At 57.8% G+C, this 17496-nt stretch carries 28 protein-coding genes; 27 read left to right on the forward strand and 1 reads right to left on the reverse strand.

What is annotated here, in order from left to right:
* Window positions 1-8: 8 nt before the first annotated feature.
* The 27 genes from rplB (at window position 9) to bfr (ending at window position 16168) form a co-directional block, all read left to right on the forward strand.
* Window positions 9-833: a 50S ribosomal protein L2 gene (rplB, locus tag WMW70_RS13840; protein ID WP_325508427.1), complete on the forward strand. Its 825-nt coding sequence runs from the start codon at window positions 9-11 to the stop codon at window positions 831-833.
* A gap of 16 nt (window positions 834-849) precedes the next feature.
* Complete coding sequence (gene rpsS, locus WMW70_RS13845; RefSeq protein ID WP_010486981.1) at window positions 850-1125, forward strand: 30S ribosomal protein S19; 276 nt, start codon at window positions 850-852, stop codon at window positions 1123-1125.
* 11 nt (window positions 1126-1136) lie between these two features.
* A complete protein-coding gene (gene rplV / locus WMW70_RS13850) occupies window positions 1137-1469 on the forward strand; it encodes a 50S ribosomal protein L22 (RefSeq protein ID WP_003210077.1) in 333 nt (110 codons plus the stop codon).
* A 13-nt stretch (window positions 1470-1482) separates the two neighbouring features.
* Window positions 1483-2169, forward strand: coding sequence for a 30S ribosomal protein S3 (gene rpsC / locus WMW70_RS13855; RefSeq protein WP_305624932.1), 687 nt, complete (start codon window positions 1483-1485; stop codon window positions 2167-2169).
* A 12-nt stretch (window positions 2170-2181) separates the two neighbouring features.
* Window positions 2182-2595 (forward strand): 50S ribosomal protein L16, encoded by a 414-nt coding sequence (gene rplP, locus WMW70_RS13860; protein ID WP_042552939.1) that lies wholly within the window; start codon window positions 2182-2184, stop codon window positions 2593-2595.
* The gene (gene rpmC, locus WMW70_RS13865) at window positions 2595-2786 is read left to right on the forward strand and encodes a 50S ribosomal protein L29 (protein ID WP_002555481.1); all 192 of its coding nucleotides are present in this window, start codon (window positions 2595-2597) and stop codon (window positions 2784-2786) included. The genes rplP and rpmC overlap by 1 nt, the downstream gene beginning before the upstream one ends.
* A gap of 2 nt (window positions 2787-2788) precedes the next feature.
* Window positions 2789-3055 carry a 30S ribosomal protein S17 gene (rpsQ, locus tag WMW70_RS13870; protein WP_025167719.1) on the forward strand — a complete coding sequence of 89 codons (267 nt, stop codon included), beginning with the start codon at window positions 2789-2791 and terminating at the stop codon, window positions 3053-3055.
* A gap of 22 nt (window positions 3056-3077) precedes the next feature.
* Window positions 3078-3446, forward strand: coding sequence for a 50S ribosomal protein L14 (gene rplN, locus WMW70_RS13875; RefSeq protein ID WP_003281831.1), 369 nt, complete (start codon window positions 3078-3080; stop codon window positions 3444-3446).
* Between the two features lie 11 nt (window positions 3447-3457).
* Complete coding sequence (gene rplX, locus WMW70_RS13880) at window positions 3458-3772, forward strand: 50S ribosomal protein L24 (protein WP_008374158.1); 315 nt, start codon at window positions 3458-3460, stop codon at window positions 3770-3772.
* A gap of 20 nt (window positions 3773-3792) precedes the next feature.
* On the forward strand, window positions 3793-4332 hold the full coding sequence (gene rplE / locus WMW70_RS13885) for a 50S ribosomal protein L5 (protein ID WP_325508417.1): 540 nt from the start codon (window positions 3793-3795) through the stop codon (window positions 4330-4332).
* 13 nt (window positions 4333-4345) lie between these two features.
* Window positions 4346-4651, forward strand: coding sequence for a 30S ribosomal protein S14 (gene rpsN / locus WMW70_RS13890; protein WP_090243102.1), 306 nt, complete (start codon window positions 4346-4348; stop codon window positions 4649-4651).
* Window positions 4652-4831: 180 nt separating this feature from the next.
* Window positions 4832-5224 carry a 30S ribosomal protein S8 gene (rpsH, locus tag WMW70_RS13895; RefSeq protein WP_069519903.1) on the forward strand — a complete coding sequence of 131 codons (393 nt, stop codon included), beginning with the start codon at window positions 4832-4834 and terminating at the stop codon, window positions 5222-5224.
* Window positions 5225-5237: 13 nt separating this feature from the next.
* Window positions 5238-5771 (forward strand): 50S ribosomal protein L6, encoded by a 534-nt coding sequence (gene rplF / locus WMW70_RS13900; RefSeq protein ID WP_339461012.1) that lies wholly within the window; start codon window positions 5238-5240, stop codon window positions 5769-5771.
* A gap of 10 nt (window positions 5772-5781) precedes the next feature.
* Window positions 5782-6132 carry a 50S ribosomal protein L18 gene (rplR, locus tag WMW70_RS13905; RefSeq protein WP_341438070.1) on the forward strand — a complete coding sequence of 117 codons (351 nt, stop codon included), beginning with the start codon at window positions 5782-5784 and terminating at the stop codon, window positions 6130-6132.
* Between the two features lie 3 nt (window positions 6133-6135).
* Window positions 6136-6636 (forward strand): 30S ribosomal protein S5, encoded by a 501-nt coding sequence (gene rpsE, locus WMW70_RS13910; RefSeq protein WP_305623294.1) that lies wholly within the window; start codon window positions 6136-6138, stop codon window positions 6634-6636.
* Window positions 6637-6638: 2 nt separating this feature from the next.
* A complete protein-coding gene (gene rpmD, locus WMW70_RS13915; RefSeq protein WP_079204534.1) occupies window positions 6639-6818 on the forward strand; it encodes a 50S ribosomal protein L30 in 180 nt (59 codons plus the stop codon).
* A 3-nt stretch (window positions 6819-6821) separates the two neighbouring features.
* On the forward strand, window positions 6822-7256 hold the full coding sequence (gene rplO / locus WMW70_RS13920) for a 50S ribosomal protein L15 (protein ID WP_325508406.1): 435 nt from the start codon (window positions 6822-6824) through the stop codon (window positions 7254-7256).
* Entirely contained in the window at window positions 7257-8585 is a 1329-nt protein-coding gene (gene secY, locus WMW70_RS13925; protein WP_325508404.1) for a preprotein translocase subunit SecY, read from the forward strand.
* 26 nt (window positions 8586-8611) lie between these two features.
* Window positions 8612-8728, forward strand: a complete 117-nt coding sequence (gene rpmJ, locus WMW70_RS13930; RefSeq protein ID WP_002555468.1) for a 50S ribosomal protein L36 — start codon at window positions 8612-8614, stop codon at window positions 8726-8728.
* A gap of 131 nt (window positions 8729-8859) precedes the next feature.
* The gene (rpsM, locus tag WMW70_RS13935; protein WP_325508401.1) at window positions 8860-9216 is read left to right on the forward strand and encodes a 30S ribosomal protein S13; all 357 of its coding nucleotides are present in this window, start codon (window positions 8860-8862) and stop codon (window positions 9214-9216) included.
* Between the two features lie 30 nt (window positions 9217-9246).
* Complete coding sequence (gene rpsK / locus WMW70_RS13940; RefSeq protein WP_013789773.1) at window positions 9247-9636, forward strand: 30S ribosomal protein S11; 390 nt, start codon at window positions 9247-9249, stop codon at window positions 9634-9636.
* 17 nt (window positions 9637-9653) lie between these two features.
* Entirely contained in the window at window positions 9654-10274 is a 621-nt protein-coding gene (gene rpsD / locus WMW70_RS13945; RefSeq protein ID WP_341438071.1) for a 30S ribosomal protein S4, read from the forward strand.
* Between the two features lie 22 nt (window positions 10275-10296).
* Window positions 10297-11298, forward strand: a complete 1002-nt coding sequence (locus WMW70_RS13950; RefSeq protein WP_090255780.1) for a DNA-directed RNA polymerase subunit alpha — start codon at window positions 10297-10299, stop codon at window positions 11296-11298.
* 42 nt (window positions 11299-11340) lie between these two features.
* Complete coding sequence (gene rplQ, locus WMW70_RS13955; RefSeq protein WP_325508397.1) at window positions 11341-11727, forward strand: 50S ribosomal protein L17; 387 nt, start codon at window positions 11341-11343, stop codon at window positions 11725-11727.
* A 167-nt stretch (window positions 11728-11894) separates the two neighbouring features.
* On the forward strand, window positions 11895-13274 hold the full coding sequence (locus WMW70_RS13960; RefSeq protein ID WP_341438072.1) for a Na+/H+ antiporter NhaC family protein: 1380 nt from the start codon (window positions 11895-11897) through the stop codon (window positions 13272-13274).
* A 170-nt stretch (window positions 13275-13444) separates the two neighbouring features.
* Window positions 13445-15592 carry a catalase/peroxidase HPI gene (gene katG / locus WMW70_RS13965; protein WP_341438073.1) on the forward strand — a complete coding sequence of 716 codons (2148 nt, stop codon included), beginning with the start codon at window positions 13445-13447 and terminating at the stop codon, window positions 15590-15592.
* Between the two features lie 111 nt (window positions 15593-15703).
* Window positions 15704-16168, forward strand: a complete 465-nt coding sequence (gene bfr, locus WMW70_RS13970; protein WP_341438074.1) for a bacterioferritin — start codon at window positions 15704-15706, stop codon at window positions 16166-16168.
* A gap of 58 nt (window positions 16169-16226) precedes the next feature.
* On the opposite strand, the gene WMW70_RS13975 is transcribed toward bfr, so the two are convergent.
* Window positions 16227-17495, reverse strand: coding sequence for a M14 family zinc carboxypeptidase (locus WMW70_RS13975; RefSeq protein WP_341438075.1), 1269 nt, complete (start codon window positions 17493-17495; stop codon window positions 16227-16229).
* Between the last annotated feature and the right edge of the window lies 1 nt (window position 17496).

The following is a 17496-nucleotide window of genomic DNA, read 5'->3' on the forward strand; positions in this document are numbered from 1 at the left end:
GGTGCATCATGGCAATCGTTAAATGCAAACCGACTTCCGCTGGCCGCCGTTTTGTGGTCAAGGTGGTCAACAAGGAGCTGCACAAAGGTGCTCCTTACGCTCCGCTGCTCGAGAAGAAGTCGAAGACTGGCGGTCGTAACAACAATGGTCGGATCACTACCCGTCATATCGGTGGTGGCCACAAGCAGCATTACCGTCTGGTCGATTTCCGTCGCAACGACAAAGATGGCATTCCAGCCACTGTCGAGCGTATTGAATACGATCCGAACCGTACCGCACACATCGCTCTGCTGATGTATGCAGACGGCGAGCGTCGCTACATCATCGCCCCTAAAGGCGTGAGTGCTGGCGATCAGCTGGTAGCTGGCATCATGGCTCCGATCAAGCCGGGCAACAGTCTGCAACTGCGCAACATTCCAGTTGGTAGCACTGTTCACGGTATCGAACTGAAGCCGGGCAAAGGTGCTCAGATCGCTCGTTCCGCTGGTGCTTCGGCTCAGCTGATTGCGCGTGAAGGTGTCTACGTGACCCTGCGTCTGCGTTCCGGTGAAATGCGTAAAGTACTGGCCGAGTGCCGTGCGACCCTGGGTGAAGTCTCGAACTCCGAGCACAGCCTGCGTTCGCTGGGTAAAGCTGGTGCCAAGCGCTGGCGTGGCGTTCGCCCAACCGTTCGTGGTGTTGCCATGAACCCGGTTGACCACCCACACGGTGGTGGTGAAGGTCGTACCTCTGGTGGTCGTCATCCGGTGTCTCCATGGGGCTTCCCGACTAAGGGCGCGAAGACTCGTGGTAACAAGCGCACCGATAACATGATCGTCCGTCGTCGCAAGTAAATAGAGGGATACGACAGTGCCACGTTCTCTGAAAAAAGGTCCTTTTATCGATCTTCACCTACTGAAGAAGATCGAAGTGGCGGTGGAAAAGAATGATCGCAAGCCGGTGAAAACCTGGTCGCGCCGTTCGATGATCCTGCCACAAATGGTCGGTCTGACCATCGCTGTACACAACGGTCGTCAACATGTCCCAGTTCTGGTGAACGAAGACATGGTCGGCCACAAACTGGGCGAATTTGCCGGCACTCGTACCTATCGTGGGCACGTGGCTGACAAGAAAGCCAAGCGTTAAGGGGTAGGGAAATGGAAGTAGCCGCTAAGTTGTCGGGCGCTCGAATCTCCGCCCAGAAAGCCCGCTTGGTCGCCGACCAGATCCGCGGGAAGAAGGTGGGCGAAGCGCTCAACCTGCTGGCTTTCAGCAGTAAGAAAGCCGCCGAGATCATTAAGAAAGTGCTGGAGTCGGCTGTAGCCAACGCCGAGCACAACGAAGGCGCAGACGTTGATGACTTGAAGGTCAGCACCGTTTTCGTCAACGAAGGGCGTTCGCTGAAGCGAATCATGCCGCGTGCCAAAGGCCGCGCTGATCGCATCGTCAAGCGGTCTTGCCATATCACTGTCAAGGTTGCGGACAAGTAACGGAGTCGATCAGATGGGTCAGAAAGTACATCCCATTGGCATTCGCCTGGGAATCGTCAAGGAGCACACCTCCGTCTGGTACGCCAGCGGTCGGACTTATGCGGACTATTTGTTCGCTGATCTGAAGGTGCGCGAGTATCTCCAAGACAAATTAAAAAGCGCGTCCGTAAGCCGTATCGACATTGCTCGCCCGGCTCAAACCGCACGCATCACCATCCACACTGCTCGTCCCGGTATCGTTATCGGCAAGAAAGGTGAGGATGTTGAGAAGCTGCGTCAGGACCTGACCAAGCAAATGGGTGTGCCTGTGCACATCAATATCGAAGAGATCCGCAAGCCGGAGCTCGACGGTATGCTGGTTGCGCAGAGCGTAGCTCAGCAGCTGGAGCGTCGCGTGATGTTCCGTCGCGCCATGAAGCGCGCTGTACAGAACGCCATGCGTATTGGTGCCAAGGGCATCAAAATCCAAGTGAGCGGTCGTCTCGGCGGTGCTGAAATTGCACGTACCGAATGGTATCGCGAAGGTCGTGTGCCGTTGCACACCCTGCGTGCCGATATCGACTATGCCACGTACGAAGCGCACACCACTTATGGTGTGATCGGTGTCAAGGTTTGGATCTTCAAAGGCGAAGTAATTGGTGGTCGCCACGAAGAACTGAAACCACAAGCACCCGCGCCTCGTAAAAAAGCTGCTAAGTAAGGGGTACGCCAAATGTTGCAACCAAAGCGTACGAAGTTCCGTAAGCAGATGACCGGCCACAACCGTGGTCTGGCTCAGCGCGGTAGCAAAGTCAGCTTCGGCGAGTTCGCCCTGAAGTCTGTTGCCCGCGGTCGTCTCACCGCCCGTCAGATTGAGTCCGCTCGTCGTGCTCTGACTCGTCACGTTAAGCGTGGCGGGAAAATCTGGATTCGCGTTTTCCCGGACAAGCCGGTTACCAAGAAGCCTCTCGAAGTGCGGATGGGTAAAGGGAAGGGTAGCGTTGAGTATTGGGTAGCCCAGATCCAGCCAGGCAAGGTCCTGTATGAGATCGAAGGCGTTTCCGAAGAGTTGGCGCGTGAGGCTTTCGCCCTGGCGGCTGCAAAGCTGCCACTCGCCACCACTTTTGTTAAGCGGACGGTGATGTGATGAAAGCGAATGAACTTCGTGAAAAATCAGCACAGCAGCTGAACGAGCAACTGCTCGGCCTGCTGCGCGACCAGTTCAATCTGCGTATGCAGAAAGCAACTGGCCAGTTGGGGCAGTCTCACCTGCTCTCGCAAGTTAAGCGCGACATCGCTCGTGTGAAAACTGTGCTCAACCAGCAGGCAGGTAAGTGATCATGGCTGAAGCCGAAAAAACAGTCCGTACGCTGACCGGCCGTGTCGTCAGCGACAAGATGGACAAGACCATCACCGTATTGATCGAGCGTCGCGTTAAGCACCCGATCTACGGCAAATATGTCAAGCGTTCGACCAAGCTGCACGCGCACGACGAAAGCAATCAGTGCCACATCGGTGACAAGGTTTCCATCCGTGAAACCCGTCCCGTTGCCAAGACTAAGTCCTGGGCTCTGGTTGAAGTTCTCGAACGCGCAGTGGAAGTCTAAGGACTAGGGGTCGGAGAAATATATGATTCAGACTCAATCCATGCTCGACGTCGCTGACAACAGCGGTGCTCGTCGCGTTATGTGCATCAAGGTGCTGGGTGGCTCGCATCGCCGCTACGCTGGCATCGGCGACATCATCAAAGTCACCGTCAAGGAAGCAATTCCGCGCGGTAAAGTGAAGAAAGGCCAAGTGATGACTGCTGTCGTAGTCCGCACTCGTCACGGCGTTCGTCGCCCTGATGGCTCGATCATTCGCTTTGACGGCAACGCTGCTGTTCTGTTGAACAACAAGCAAGAGCCGATCGGCACCCGTATTTTTGGGCCAGTGACTCGTGAGCTTCGTACTGAGAAGTTCATGAAGATCGTCTCGCTCGCCCCTGAAGTGCTGTAAGGAGATCCGACATGCAAAAGATTCGTCGTGACGACGAGATCATCGTGATCGCCGGCAAAGACAAAGGTAAGCGTGGCAAGGTGCTCAAGGTTCTCGCTGACGACCGTCTGGTCGTTGGTGGGATCAACCTGGTGAAGCGCCATACCAAGCCGAACCCGATGTCGGGCGTTCAGGGCGGTATCGTCGAGAAAGAAGCGCCATTGCACGCTTCTAACGTGGCCATCTTCAATGGCGAAACCAACAAGGCTGACCGCGTTGGTTTCAAAGTAGAAGAAGGTAAAAAAATTCGTGTCTTCAAGTCGACCCAAAAAGCGGTTGATGCTTGAACACTGCTAGGTAGAAGACCATGGCACGACTAAAAGAGATTTACCGGAAAGAAATCGCTCCCAAGCTTAAGGAAGAACTTAAGCTCGGTAACGTGATGGAAGTTCCGCGCATCACCAAGATCACCCTGAACATGGGCCTGGGCGAAGCAATCGGTGACAAGAAAATCATCGAGCACGCTGTTGCCGACCTGGAAAAGATTACCGGTCAGAAAGTCGTTGTGACTCATGCCCGTAAGTCGATTGCAGGCTTCAAGGTTCGTGAAGGTTGGCCGATTGGCGTCAAGGTAACCCTGCGCCGCGAGCGTATGTACGAGTTCCTCGATCGTCTGCTGTCCATCTCCCTGCCCCGGGTTCGCGACTTCCGCGGCCTGAATGCCAAGTCCTTCGATGGTCGTGGCAACTACAGCATGGGCGTGAAAGAGCAGATCATCTTCCCGGAAATCGACTACGACAAGATCGATGCCCTGCGTGGTCTGGACATTACCCTGACCACCACTGCCCGTACGGATGATGAAGGTCGCGCCTTGCTGCGTGCTTTCAAATTCCCGTTCCGCAACTGATTGGAGTTGGATCATGGCCAAAACCAGCATGAAAAACCGCGAGCTGAAGCGTCAGCAAACGGTAGCCAAGTACGCTAAGAAGCGTGCCGAGCTGAAAGCTACCATCGCCGATCTGAACGCCAGTCCGGAAGCGCGTTGGGAAGCTCAGGTTGCCCTGCAGAAGCAGCCGCGTGACGCCAGCGCTTCGCGCCTGCGTAACCGCTGCCGCATCACCGGTCGTCCGCACGGTGTATACCGTAAGTTCGGCCTGTCCCGCATCAAGCTGCGTGAAGCAGCCATGCGTGGTGATGTACCAGGTCTGGTGAAAGCCAGCTGGTAAAAACGAAGCCGGCCTAGTGCCGGCTTTGTCTTATCTGTGAATCAGGCCCCTTTGGGGCTTGATTCATTTTTGATCAGTCTCTAGAATGCTCGGCTCGCCTGAGCCTGGGTTCAATATTCCAGAATTCTCAGCGACTGTAGCCGCAAGGCTAATTCTTTTTGTATCAGGAGCGTCTAGCCCATGAGTATGCAGGACCCGTTAGCGGACATGCTAACTCGTATCCGTAATGCCCAGATGGCTGAAAAGTCCGTCGTAAGCATGCCGTCTTCCACGTTGAAGGTGGCTGTAGCCAAAGTTTTGAAAGACGAAGGTTATATTGCGGGTTATCAGATCAGCGGCGAAGTTAAGCCGCAGCTGTCCATCGAGCTGAAGTACTTCGAAGGCCGTCCAGTCATCGAAGAAGTCAAGCGCGTAAGCCGTCCAGGCCTTCGCCAATACAAATCCGTTGATGACCTGCCGAAAGTTCGTGGCGGTCTCGGGGTTTCCATCGTCTCCACCAACAAGGGTGTGATGACGGACCGCGCTGCGCGCGCTGCCGGTGTCGGCGGCGAAGTGCTTTGCACAGTGTTCTAAGGGGGGAATAAGCATGTCTCGCGTTGCTAAGAACCCCGTTACGCTGCCCGCCGGTGTTGAGGTCAAACTCACAGGTCAGCAGCTGTCGGTAAAGGGTGCCAAGGGCACTCTCGAACTGAATGTTCACTCGTCCGTTGAAGTCCTGCAGGAAGCTGGTGAGCTGCGTTTCGCTGCTCGCAATGGCGATCAGCAGACTCGCGCCATGGCCGGCACTACCCGTGCATTGGTCAACAACATGGTAATCGGCGTTAGCACTGGCTTTGAGCGCAAGCTGCAGCTGGTCGGCGTAGGTTACAAGGCGCAAGCCAAAGGTCAGGTGCTGAACCTCGCTCTCGGCTTCTCCCATCCGATCGACTATGAGTTGCCGGACGGTGTGGTTGCTGAAACCCCGAACCAGACCGAGATCCTGATCAAGGGTGTCGACAAGCAACTGGTTGGTCAGGTCGCTGCGGAGATTCGTGACTTCCGTCGTCCTGAACCTTATAAGGGCAAAGGTGTTCGTTACGCAGACGAAGTCGTCCGCCGTAAAGAAGCCAAGAAGAAGTAGGGCATAGCAAATGACCGACAAGAAAGTTACTCGACTGCGTCGCGCTCGCAAAGCACGCCTGAAAATGCACGAGCTCGAAGCCGTGCGTCTCTGCGTGTATCGCTCCTCGCAGCACATCTACGCCCAGGTCATTTCGGCCGACGGCGGCAAGGTTCTGGCCAGTGCCTCGACCTTGGACAAAGCACTGCGTGATGGTGCCACTGGCAACATCGACGCGGCCAAGAAAGTTGGCGAGCTGGTTGCCGAGCGTGCGAAAGCCGCTGGTGTGACTCAGGTTGCATTCGACCGTTCTGGCTTCAAGTACCACGGCCGCGTCAAGGCGCTGGCTGATGCTGCTCGTGAAGGCGGGCTGGAGTTCTAAGTTATGGCAAATAACGACCAAAAGCGCGACGAAGGCTATATCGAGAAGCTGGTACAGGTTAACCGCGTTGCCAAGACCGTAAAGGGTGGCCGTATCTTCACTTTCACCGCGTTGACCGTGGTTGGTGATGGTAAGGGTCGCGTCGGTTTCGGCCGTGGCAAGTCCCGTGAAGTGCCGGCCGCTATCCAGAAGGCTATGGAAGCTGCTCGTCGCAACATGATCCAGGTGGACCTGAATGGCACCACTCTGCAGTACGCGATGAAGTCTGCCCATGGCGCCTCCAAGGTGTACATGCAGCCTGCTTCTGAAGGTACCGGTATCATCGCCGGCGGCGCTATGCGTGCTGTCCTGGAAGTGGCTGGTGTGCAGAACGTTCTGGCCAAGTGCTACGGCTCGACCAACCCGGTGAACGTGGTACACGCCACCTTCAAGGGTTTGAAAGCTATGCAGTCGCCAGGTTCTGTTGCGGCCAAGCGTGGCAAGAGCGTCGAGGAGATTCTCTAATCATGGCTAATACCGTAAAAGTCACGCTGATCAAAAGCATGACCGGCCGTATCCCCAACCATAAGCTCTGTGTGAAGGGTCTGGGTCTGCGTCGCATCGGTCACACCGTAGAAGTCCTGGATACTCCCGAGAATCGCGGGATGATCAACAAGGCTTACTACATGCTGCGAGTCGAGGGTTAATTCATGTACCTGAACGATCTGAGTCCTGCGCCGGGTTCCCGTCGCGAGAAGCACCGTCCGGGCCGTGGTATCGGTAGCGGTTTGGGTAAGACTGGTGGCCGCGGCCACAAAGGTCAGACCTCCCGCTCCGGTGGCACCATTGCTCCGGGTTTCGAAGGCGGCCAGCAGCCTCTGCACCGTCGTCTTCCCAAGTTCGGCTTCGTGTCCTTGAAGGCTATGGATCGTGCGCAAGTGCGTACCTCCGAGCTGAACAAGATCGAAGGCGGCATTGTTACTCTGCAGTCGCTGAAGGATGCCAACCTGATCAACCAACATGTACAGCGTGTGAAAGTCATGCTGTCCGGTGAAGTTACTCAGGCAGTCACCCTTAAAGGTATCGCCGTCACCAAAGGTGCGCGCGCGGCTATCGAAGCAGCTGGCGGTAAGTTCGAGGAATAAATGGCTAAGCAAGGTGCTCTCTCAGCGCTCAGCAATGGCGGGTTATCCGAGCTCTGGGCTCGTCTGCGCTTTCTGTTCATGGCGATTATCGTCTATCGGATTGGCGCACACATCCCTGTGCCTGGTATCAACCCGGACCGGTTGGCGGACCTGTTTCGACAGAATGAGGGGACCATTCTTAGCTTGTTCAACATGTTTTCCGGCGGTGCGCTGGAGCGTATGAGCATCTTTGCACTGGGGATCATGCCGTACATTTCGGCCTCGATCATCATGCAGCTCATGACCGCTGTCAGCCCGCAGCTGGAGCAGTTGAAGAAGGAAGGTGAGGCTGGTCGTCGTAAGATCAGCCAATACACCCGCTACGGCACCCTCGTCCTGGCATTTGTCCAAGCTATCGGCATGTCCGTTGGTCTGGCCAGTCAGGGCGTAGCGTTTTCGGCTGATTTCGGCTTCCACTTCGTAGCAGTCACCACGTTTGTGGCGGGTGCGATGTTTATGATGTGGCTGGGCGAGCAGATTACCGAGCGTGGTGTCGGCAACGGTATTTCGATGCTGATCTTTGCAGGCATCGTAGCCGGTCTGCCGTCGGCGATTGGGCAGTCTTTCGAGTCTGCTCGTCAGGGCGATATCAATATCTTCGCCTTGATCGCCATCGGTTTGTTGGCAGTAGCGATCATCGGTTTCGTGGTGTTCATTGAGCGTGGTCAGCGTCGCATTGCGGTGCACTACGCCAAGCGTCAGCAGGGCCGCAAGGTGTTTGCTGCGCAGACCAGTCACTTGCCGCTGAAGGTGAACATGGCAGGGGTTATCCCGGCTATTTTCGCCAGTAGCCTTCTGTTGTTCCCGGCCTCGCTGGGTGCCTGGTTTGGTCAGTCCGAAGGTCTGGGCTGGCTGCAGGATATTTCGCAGGCTATCGCTCCAGGTCAGCCGTTGAACATTTTGCTGTTTAGTGCAGGGATTATTTTCTTCTGCTTCTTCTATACAGCGCTGATGTTCAACCCGAAAGACGTAGCGGAAAACCTGAAGAAGTCCGGTGCCTTTATTCCGGGTATCCGTCCAGGTGAGCAATCGGCGCGCTATATCGATGGCGTGTTGACCCGCTTGACCATGTTCGGTGCTCTGTACATGACGGCCGTGTGCCTGTTGCCCCAGTTCCTGGTGGTGGCTGCCAACGTACCGTTCTATCTTGGCGGGACCTCGTTGCTGATCGTGGTGGTGGTTGTGATGGACTTTATGTCGCAAGTACAATCGCACCTCGTTTCGCACCAGTACGAATCCCTGATGAAGAAAGCCAACCTGAAGGGCTACGGCAGCGGCATGCTGCGCTGAAGTCCATAAGGTTCGAGGAGTTGGTGATGAAAGTTCGTGCATCGGTGAAAAAGCTGTGCCGCAACTGCAAGATTATCCGTCGCGAAGGTGTTGTTCGCGTGATTTGCAGCGCGGAACCGCGTCACAAGCAGCGCCAAGGCTGAGTGTGAGTGAAGTGATAAGCCCGGCAGCTAGTGCGCTGCCGGGTTGATTATTTGTTTCTACAGCGCTAATATCTCGCGCCCTATTTCTTGGCTTCCGGGGCGTAGGTAGCTGTCAATTGGAGTTACACTGAATGGCCCGTATTGCAGGCGTTAACATTCCGGATAACAAGCACACTGTTATCTCGCTGACCTACATCTTCGGTGTTGGTCGCACTACTGCACAGAAAGTCTGTGCTGCCGCCGGTGTTAATCCGGCTGCAAAGATCAAAGATCTCTCTGACGAGCAGATCGAGCAGCTGCGTGGCGAAGTGGCCAAGGTGAATACCGAAGGCGACCTGCGTCGTGAAGTGAACATGAAAATCAAGCGCTTGATGGACCTGGGTTGCTACCGCGGCCTGCGTCATCGTCGTGGTCTGCCGGTTCGCGGTCAGCGTACCAAGACCAACGCGCGTACCCGTAAGGGCCCGCGTAAGCCGATCCGCAAGTAATCGCATTCGCGCATCGACAGGAATCTAGTCATGGCAAAACCTGCTGCTCGTACTCGTAAGAAAGTCAAAAAGACGGTGGTTGATGGCATCGCCCACATCCACGCTTCTTTCAACAACACAATCGTGACCATTACTGACCGTCAGGGCAACGCCCTGTCCTGGGCTACCTCTGGTGGTTCGGGCTTCCGCGGCTCGCGTAAAAGCACCCCGTTCGCTGCCCAGGTGGCTGCAGAACGTGCTGGTCAAGCTGCGCTGGAATACGGCCTGAAGAACCTCGACGTAAACGTCAAGGGTCCCGGTCCGGGTCGTGAGTCCGCTGTCCGTGCTTTGAACGGTTGCGGCTATAAGATCGCCAGCATCACCGATGTGACGCCCATCCCGCATAACGGGTGCCGTCCTTCGAAGAAGCGTCGCGTGTAATCAGGAGACAGTGAGAAATGGCTCGTTACATTGGTCCCAAATGCAAACTGTCTCGTCGTGAAGGCACAGATCTTTTCCTGAAAAGCGGTGTACGCGCTCTGGAATCGAAGTGCAACATCGAAGCAGCCCCAGGTATTCACGGTCAGCGCCGTGGCCGTCAGTCCGACTACGGCACCCAGCTGCGTGAGAAGCAAAAAGTTCGTCGTATCTACGGTGTGCTCGAGCGTCAATTCAGCGGTTATTACAAAGAAGCTGCCGGCAAGAAAGGCGCTACTGGTGAGAACCTGCTGCAGCTGCTCGAATGCCGTCTGGATAACGTGGTTTACCGTATGGGCTACGGCGCTACTCGTGCCGAATCCCGTCAGCTGGTTTCGCACAAAGCGATCAGCGTTAACGGTAAGACTGTAAACGTGCCGTCCTACCAGGTTAAAGCTGGCGACGTCGTTGCAGTTCGCGAGAAATCGAAGAATCAGCTGCGCATTGTTCAAGCTCTTGAGCTGTGTGCCCAGCGTGGCCGCGTTGAATGGGTAGATGTAGACACTGAGAAAAAGTCTGGCGTGTTCAAAAGCGTCCCGGCTCGCAGTGATCTCTCCGCTGACATCAACGAAAGCCTGATTGTCGAGCTCTACTCCAAGTAAGGGCTAGAAAATAGGTGCATCCATGCAGATTTCGGTAAATGAGTTCCTGACCCCCCGTCACATTGATGTGCAGGTGGTCAGTTCTACCCGCGCCAAGATCACCCTCGAGCCGCTCGAGCGTGGTTTCGGCCATACCCTGGGCAACGCGCTGCGTCGCATCCTGTTGTCCTCCATGCCTGGCTGTGCAGTAGTCGAGGCCGAGATTGATGGCGTACTCCATGAGTACAGTGCCATCGAAGGTGTTCAGGAAGATGTCATTGAAATCCTGCTCAACCTGAAAGGTCTGGCTGTCAAACTGCACGGTCGTGACGAAGTGACGCTGACTCTGGCGAAGAAGGGCTCGGGTGTAGTAACCGCTGCCGATATTCAGCTGGATCACGATGTCGAAATCGTCAATGGCGACCACGTAATCGCCAACCTGGCTTCCACTGGCGCGCTGAACATGAAGCTCACCATAGCTCGTGGTCGCGGCTATGAGCCGGCTGACGCGCGTCAGAGCGATGAAGACGAAAGCCGCAGCATTGGTCGCTTGCAGCTGGATGCTTCGTTCAGCCCTGTGCGCCGGGTGTCCTACGTGGTGGAAAACGCTCGTGTTGAGCAGCGTACCAACCTGGACAAGCTGGTTATTGACCTGGAAACCAACGGTACTCTGGATCCGGAAGAGGCTATCCGTCGTGCCGCAACCATTCTGCAACAGCAGTTGGCTGCGTTCGTCGACCTCAAAGGTGACAGTGAGCCAGTGGTAATCGAGCAGGAAGACGAGATCGATCCGATCCTGCTGCGGCCGGTTGATGACCTGGAGCTGACCGTTCGTTCGGCCAACTGCCTCAAGGCAGAGAACATTTACTACATCGGCGACCTGATTCAGCGCACCGAAGTAGAACTGTTGAAAACGCCGAACCTGGGCAAGAAATCCCTGACCGAAATCAAGGATGTTCTGGCTTCTCGCGGTCTGTCCCTCGGTATGCGCCTCGACAATTGGCCGCCGGCAAGTCTGAAGAAAGACGATAAGGCGACTGCCTGATCGTCATCATCACCGAACGTGAGTTTGGTAAGGAATTGAACCATGCGTCATCGTAAAAGTGGCCGTCACCTCAGCCGCACCAGCGCACACCGTAAGGCCATGTTCCAGAACATGGCGGTATCGCTGTTCGAGCATGAGCTGATCAAAACTACTCTGCCGAAAGCCAAAGAGCTGCGTCGCGTTGCCGAGCCGCTGATTACTCTGGCTAAAGAAGACAGCGTTGCCAATCGTCGTCTGGCCTTCGACCGTACGCGTTCGAAAGCCATCGTCGGCAAGCTGTTCAACGACCTGGGCAAGCGCTACGCCACCCGTCAGGGCGGTTACCTGCGTATTCTCAAGTGCGGTTTCCGCGCTGGCGACAATGCTCCGATGGCTTATGTTGAGCTGGTTGACCGTCCGGTCGCTGGTCCAGCTGTAGACGCCGAGTAAGTAGTTGGTTGTAGGAAAAACCGGGCCTTGGCCCGGTTTTTTTGTTTTTGCGGTGAATAATATTCCGCACGTCGTGTTTGATATTGTGTGCAGTGGTCGGCTCGGGTAAGGTTCGCGGGTCTTCCGTCCCCGCCGTCTTGCGGCCCTTATAAGAACAATTGCACATCATGTCCGAACCTACTGCGCTGAGTCTGATTCCCCCTGCTGTCGTATTGATCCTGGCGATCACCTTGCGGCGTCCCATCCTGGCCCTGGTCCTGGGTGCCATCTCCGGTCTGTTGCTGCTGTCGCCGGCTGAGGCCTTGAACAACTTCTCCGAAATTTCCCTCAAGGTCATGCAGGACGAAACCATCGGCTGGTTGATCCTTGTCTGTGGCAGCTTCGGCGCGCTGATTGCCTTGCTGGTTCGCACCGGTGGGGCTCTGGCTTTCGGCCGCGAGGCCCTGAAGCTGGCCAAGGGGCGACGCTCCTCTCTGCTGATGACCTTTGCCCTGGGCGTGGTGATCTTCGTCGATGACTACCTCAATGCCCTGACCGTGGGCGAAACCATGAAGCGGGTCACCGACCGTTTCAGGATCTCTCGTGAAATGCTCGCCTATGTGGTGGATTCCACTGCTGCGCCGATCTGCGTACTGGTACCGCTGTCGACCTGGGCGGTGTTCTTTGGCGGGTTGCTGGAGAACAACGATATCGCTGCCACCGGCGAGGGCATCAGCGTGTATATCCAGGCGATTCCCTACATGCTCTATGCCTGGTTTGCGGTGATTCTGGTGCTGCTGGTCGCCGCCGGCGTGGTGCCAGCGATTGGCCCCATGCGTAAAGCGGAGATGGCTGCGCGTCACGGTTCGGCCGGGGCCATGCATGTGGGCGAACTGAGCCCCGAGCACAACTACTCGATGAGATCGCTGGAGGAGGAGTTCGAGGGCGCGGACAAGGAAGGCGGTAAGCTCTACAACTTCCTGGTGCCGTTGCTGATGCTGATCGGTTTTACCATCTACTTCGAGATCGATGTCTGGATGGGCATGCTGGCAACCCTGGCGATCACCGTGCCGTTCTACCTGCTGCAGCGCTTGATGCCCTTGTCCGAGATGCTCGATCAGATGGTCGATGGCTTCAAGACCATGCTGCCGGCTATCGGCATCGTGATCGCCGCCTTTATCTTCAAGGATGTATGCGATCAGTTGATGCTGCCGCAATATGTTGTGGAATCGCTCAAGCCCTATATGAGCCCACAGATGCTGCCGGCCATGGTGTTTCTGGCCATGGCCGTACTGGCCTTCGCCACGGGGTCGTCCTGGGGCATCTTCGCCGTGACCATTCCCATCGTTATGCCCCTGGCCTATGCACTGCAGGCGGATATCCCGCTGACCATCGGTGCGCTGCTGTCGGCGTCGGCCTTCGGTAGCCAGGCCTGCTTCTATAGCGACTCAACCGTGCTGGCCGCCCAGGGCTCGGGTTGTAATCTGATCAGTCATGCCATCACTCAGTTGCCCTATACCCTGATCGCGGCTGGCTTGGCCTTTATCGGTTTTATCCTGATTGCCTGAATGGGCTGCGCATAGAAAACGGGCCTGCGGGCCCGTTTTTTCTGTGGGGATAAAAGGTAAAAGCTATTGAGTTGTTACGTTTCATAAATTGGTTCCCCTGGCAAAGCGGGTCTAGTCTTTTTCCATTGTTGGCTGCATTCGATAGGCCAACCCGATGAGGAGAGAGAACCATGTCGAACCCAGGTAAATGCCCGTTCAATCATGTCGCGGGTGGCGGCACGACCAACCGGGATTGGTGGCCGAACCAGTTGCGAGTGGATCTGCTCAATCAGCACTCGGAAAAGTCCAACCCGCTGGGCGATTTCAACTACGCCGAAGAATTCAAGAAACTCGACTACAAGGCGCTCAAGGCGGATCTGGTCAGGCTGATGACCGATAGCCAGGACTGGTGGCCGGCCGACTTCGGCCATTACGGGCCGCAGATGATTCGTATGGCCTGGCACGCCGCCGGCACTTACCGCATCACCGATGGGCGCGGCGGCGGCGGTCGTGGTCAGCAGCGTTTCGCCCCGCTGAACTCCTGGCCGGATAACGTCAATATCGATAAGTCGCGGCGCCTGCTCTGGCCGATCAAGCAGAAGTACGGGCAGAAAATATCCTGGGCCGATCTGTATATCCTCGCCGGTAACGTGGCGCTCGAATCCATGGGCTTTCGCACCTTCGGTTTTGCGGGTGGTCGTGAAGACGTCTGGGAACCGGACATGGATGTCAACTGGGGCGCGGAGATCGCCTGGCTGGGCGTTGACCCGGAGCGCGTCACTGGCGACCGCGAGTTGGCCGCGCCCTTCGGGGCCACCCATATGGGCCTGATCTATGTGAACCCGGAAGGCCCGAATGCCAGCGGCGACTACCTGGAGGCGGCCAAGGATATCCGCAGCACCTTCAGTCGCATGGCCATGAACGATGAGGAGACCGTTGCCCTGATCGCTGGCGGCCATACCTTCGGCAAGGCCCATGGGGCTGCGCCGGAAGCGCACAAGGGGCCAGAGCCCGAAGCGGCACCGATCGAAGCGCAGGGGCTGGGTTGGATCAGCGACTTCGGCAGTGGTCACGGCAAGGACACCATCTCCAGCGGCATCGAAGTCACCTGGACCAAAACCCCGGCGCTGTGGAGCAACAACTTCTTCGAGAACTTGTTCAAGTTCGAGTGGGAACTGACCCAGTCGCCGGCTGGGGCCAAGCAGTGGGTGGCCAAGGATGCGCCGGAGATCATTCCGGATGCGCATATTCCCGGCAAGTTCCACAGGCCGACCATGCTCACCACCGACTTGACCCTGCGCTTCGACCCCGAGTTCGGCAAGATATCTAAGCGTTTTCACGACGATCCCCAGGCCTTTGCCGAGGCCTTTGCCCGCGCCTGGTACAAGCTGACCCACCGCGACATGGGCCCCAAGGCCCGTTACATCGGCCCGGAAGTGCCGATGGAAGACCTGATCTGGCAGGACCCGCTGCCAGCGCCCGTGCACAATCCGGGCGCGGCCGATATCGCCGACCTCAAGGCCAGGATTGCATCCTCTGGTTTGTCGGCGGGTGATCTGGTCTCGGTGGCCTGGGCTTCGGCTTCGACCTTCCGTGGCGGAGACAAGCGTGGTGGTGCCAACGGTGCCCGTCTGGCCCTTGCCCCACAGAAGGATTGGCCCGTCAATCAGCGGGCGATTGGCGCTCTGGCCAAGCTGATCGAGATCCAGCAGGCCTCCGGCAAGGCCTCGCTGGCCGACGTGATAGTGCTGGCCGGCAATGTCGGCGTGGAGCAGGCCGCCAGTGCCGCCGGGGTGAGCGTGGATGTGCCGTTCGCGCCCGGGCGGGTCGATGCCCGCCAGGACCAGACCGATGTCGAGTCCTTCGAGCCGCTCGAGCCCGTCGCCGATGGTTTCCGCAACTACCGCAAGGGCAGGCTTGGCGTGCCGACCGAAGCCATGCTGATCGACAAGGCTCAGCTCCTGACCCTGAGCGCACCGGAGCTGACCGCACTGGTCGGCGGCCTGCGGGTGCTGGGGGCCAACCATGACGGCAGCCTGCATGGCGTGTTTACCGACAGGGTCGGGGAGCTGAGCAACGACTTTTTCGTCAACCTGCTGGACATGGGCACCGAGTGGAAGGCGGTGGATGGCGATGGGGAGTTGTTCGAGGGTCGGGCGCGTAACAGTGGCCAGGTGAAGTACAGCGCTACCCGCAACGACCTGGTCTTCGGTTCCAACTCGGTGCTGCGGGCCTACGCCGAGGTCTACGCCAGCGCCGACGGCAAAGAGAAGCTGGTCAGGGACTTCGTTGCCGCCTGGACCAAGGTGATGAACCTGGATCGCTTCGATCTCGCCTGATCCGCTGCACAGCGCCTCCCTCCGTGGAGGCGCTGTGCTTTTTCCTTGACCCGCAGAGGCGGGATGCGCAGCATGCGCGGCATTCCCGCGAATATTGCAAGGACACCAGGCATGCAGGGCCATATCGAAGTTATCGATTATTTGAAAATGCTGCTCAAGGGCGAACTGGCGGCGCGCGATCAGTACTTTATCCACTCGCGTCTGTACGAGGACATGGGCTTCGCCAAGCTCCATGAGCGGATCAACCACGAGATGGAGGAGGAAACCCAGCACGCCGACGCCATCCTCAAGCGCATTCTGTTTCTCGAAGGCCTGCCGGATATGGTCCCGGACAGCTTCAGCTTCGGCCAGACGGTGCCGGAGATGCTCAAGCTCGACCTGGCCCTGGAATACCAGGTGCGCGCGGCCTTGAGCAAAGGCATCGAGTTGTGTGAGAAGCATCAGGATTACCAGACCCGCGATATCCTCCTGGTGCAGCTCAAGGACACCGAGGAAGATCATGCCTACTGGCTGGAAATTCAGCTGGGGCTGATCGACCGGCTGGGCCTGGAGAACTACCTGCAAAGCCAGATGTAGGCGTATCGCTGGCAAGAAAAAGCCCCGAATATTCGGGGCTTTTTGCAGGGTGCCGGCGCTATTCGTCGTGCGGGTTTGCCAGGGGCTCGTCGACTTCCTGGCCGGGGCGCAGCAGCAGCTCGGTTTCGGCCGGGTCCTGGGTCAGCAGGCTGCCATCGGCGCTGGCCACCAGCAGCGCTTCGAGCATTTCCCTGACGTTGTTGCGCAGCATGCCGATGGATTTCTGGCCGCGGCTGTTGAGCCCGGTGATTTCCATCAGGATGCTGCCGCCCAGCGGTCCTTCGGCCCCCTTGGCCAGGCTCTCGCTGGCCAGCAGCGCATAGGCGTTGCGGGCAATGCCGGGGTCGCCGCCGCCACGGCGAATGCTGCCGTCCGGACGCTGGTAGAAATAGTTGCTGACCTCCATATGGCCGATCTGCATGGAGCGCTTCTTCATCACCAGGGCCATCTGCTTCGACAGGTCGACCACGTCCGGATCGACATCGGCGTGAGTCGGCCAGGCGATGGAGGCGGTTATCTGGCGGCCTGGGCGATTGGCTTCGGGGCCGGCATCGCCCTGCACGACGGCCGGGTTCTGGTTATGGACATCGACCATCCACATGGGTTGATAGCGGTCATAGGCACTGCGCACCGCCACGGCTTCCGGCACCGGGTTCTGGCTGGGGTTGAAGTGCCTTTGCTCGGCCAGCCCCGGATTGCACAGCACCTGGGTGCTCTGGCTCCAGTCCGGCCAGTGGTAACGGTTGATGTCGTAGCTCCGCTGACGCGGACCCTCTTCGGGACTATAGGCGGTGACATTGGCCCCCAGGCCCTGGTCGAGCTTGCTCGGGTCCAGGCTGCCGTCCGCGCGCAGGCAGCTGGCGCTGGTTTGCGGCGCGCTGAAATCGACGTTGCCGCGGGTGGCGAGTGCAGTGCCGTCGGGGTTGACCCGCGGAATAAACAGCACTTGCAGGTTGGCCAGCACCTGTTTGGAGAACGAGCCGCCGGACGCCAGCTTGCGGATCAGGTCGAGGGCCGCTTCGGTGCCGTGGGGTTCGTTGCCATGTTGCTGGGTGATGATCATCACCGCAGGGTTGCCCGGTTTGCCCAGGCGGGCCAGCCAGATCGGTCGGCCTTCGCCGCTGGTGCCGGTCTGTTCGAGGCTGAGTACGCCGCCGGAGCGGCGCGCCACGCTGGCAAGCTGTTCATACAGCTGGGCATTGCTCATAAAGCCTTCGAGCGAAACCTGCTGGTGTTCGTTAAGCCAGGGGCCATTCGGTTGGGCTGCAACGGCAAGCGCGGGACTAAGGCCTGCGCCGAGCAGGAGGGCGGCAAAAGTCAGACGCATC

It is taken from the genome of Pseudomonas sp. XK-1 (genome assembly GCF_038069885.1).
Lineage (GTDB): Bacteria > Pseudomonadota > Gammaproteobacteria > Pseudomonadales > Pseudomonadaceae > Aquipseudomonas.

What these genes read in the sequence shown, in the direction of transcription:
- rplB (WP_325508427.1), top strand. Translation starts at nt 9, where the DNA reads ATGGCAATCGTTAAATGCAAACCGACTTCCGCTGGCCGCCGTTTTGTG.
- rplV (WP_003210077.1), top strand. Translation starts at nt 1,137, where the DNA reads ATGGAAGTAGCCGCTAAGTTGTCGGGCGCTCGAATCTCCGCCCAGAAA.
- rpsC (WP_305624932.1), top strand. Translation starts at nt 1,483, where the DNA reads ATGGGTCAGAAAGTACATCCCATTGGCATTCGCCTGGGAATCGTCAAG.
- rplP (WP_042552939.1), top strand. Translation starts at nt 2,182, where the DNA reads ATGTTGCAACCAAAGCGTACGAAGTTCCGTAAGCAGATGACCGGCCAC.
- rpmC (WP_002555481.1), top strand. Translation starts at nt 2,595, where the DNA reads ATGAAAGCGAATGAACTTCGTGAAAAATCAGCACAGCAGCTGAACGAG.
- rpsQ (WP_025167719.1), top strand. Translation starts at nt 2,789, where the DNA reads ATGGCTGAAGCCGAAAAAACAGTCCGTACGCTGACCGGCCGTGTCGTC.
- rplN (WP_003281831.1), top strand. Translation starts at nt 3,078, where the DNA reads ATGATTCAGACTCAATCCATGCTCGACGTCGCTGACAACAGCGGTGCT.
- rplX (WP_008374158.1), top strand. Translation starts at nt 3,458, where the DNA reads ATGCAAAAGATTCGTCGTGACGACGAGATCATCGTGATCGCCGGCAAA.
- rplE (WP_325508417.1), top strand. Translation starts at nt 3,793, where the DNA reads ATGGCACGACTAAAAGAGATTTACCGGAAAGAAATCGCTCCCAAGCTT.
- rpsN (WP_090243102.1), top strand. Translation starts at nt 4,346, where the DNA reads ATGGCCAAAACCAGCATGAAAAACCGCGAGCTGAAGCGTCAGCAAACG.
- rpsH (WP_069519903.1), top strand. Translation starts at nt 4,832, where the DNA reads ATGAGTATGCAGGACCCGTTAGCGGACATGCTAACTCGTATCCGTAAT.
- rplF (WP_339461012.1), top strand. Translation starts at nt 5,238, where the DNA reads ATGTCTCGCGTTGCTAAGAACCCCGTTACGCTGCCCGCCGGTGTTGAG.
- rplR (WP_341438070.1), top strand. Translation starts at nt 5,782, where the DNA reads ATGACCGACAAGAAAGTTACTCGACTGCGTCGCGCTCGCAAAGCACGC.
- rpsE (WP_305623294.1), top strand. Translation starts at nt 6,136, where the DNA reads ATGGCAAATAACGACCAAAAGCGCGACGAAGGCTATATCGAGAAGCTG.
- rpmD (WP_079204534.1), top strand. Translation starts at nt 6,639, where the DNA reads ATGGCTAATACCGTAAAAGTCACGCTGATCAAAAGCATGACCGGCCGT.
- rplO (WP_325508406.1), top strand. Translation starts at nt 6,822, where the DNA reads ATGTACCTGAACGATCTGAGTCCTGCGCCGGGTTCCCGTCGCGAGAAG.
- secY (WP_325508404.1), top strand. Translation starts at nt 7,257, where the DNA reads ATGGCTAAGCAAGGTGCTCTCTCAGCGCTCAGCAATGGCGGGTTATCC.
- rpmJ (WP_002555468.1), top strand. Translation starts at nt 8,612, where the DNA reads ATGAAAGTTCGTGCATCGGTGAAAAAGCTGTGCCGCAACTGCAAGATT.
- rpsM (WP_325508401.1), top strand. Translation starts at nt 8,860, where the DNA reads ATGGCCCGTATTGCAGGCGTTAACATTCCGGATAACAAGCACACTGTT.
- rpsK (WP_013789773.1), top strand. Translation starts at nt 9,247, where the DNA reads ATGGCAAAACCTGCTGCTCGTACTCGTAAGAAAGTCAAAAAGACGGTG.
- rpsD (WP_341438071.1), top strand. Translation starts at nt 9,654, where the DNA reads ATGGCTCGTTACATTGGTCCCAAATGCAAACTGTCTCGTCGTGAAGGC.
- WMW70_RS13950 (WP_090255780.1), top strand. Translation starts at nt 10,297, where the DNA reads ATGCAGATTTCGGTAAATGAGTTCCTGACCCCCCGTCACATTGATGTG.
- rplQ (WP_325508397.1), top strand. Translation starts at nt 11,341, where the DNA reads ATGCGTCATCGTAAAAGTGGCCGTCACCTCAGCCGCACCAGCGCACAC.
- WMW70_RS13960 (WP_341438072.1), top strand. Translation starts at nt 11,895, where the DNA reads ATGTCCGAACCTACTGCGCTGAGTCTGATTCCCCCTGCTGTCGTATTG.
- katG (WP_341438073.1), top strand. Translation starts at nt 13,445, where the DNA reads ATGTCGAACCCAGGTAAATGCCCGTTCAATCATGTCGCGGGTGGCGGC.
- bfr (WP_341438074.1), top strand. Translation starts at nt 15,704, where the DNA reads ATGCAGGGCCATATCGAAGTTATCGATTATTTGAAAATGCTGCTCAAG.
- WMW70_RS13975 (WP_341438075.1), bottom strand. Translation starts at nt 17,495, where the DNA reads ATGCGTCTGACTTTTGCCGCCCTCCTGCTCGGCGCAGGCCTTAGTCCC.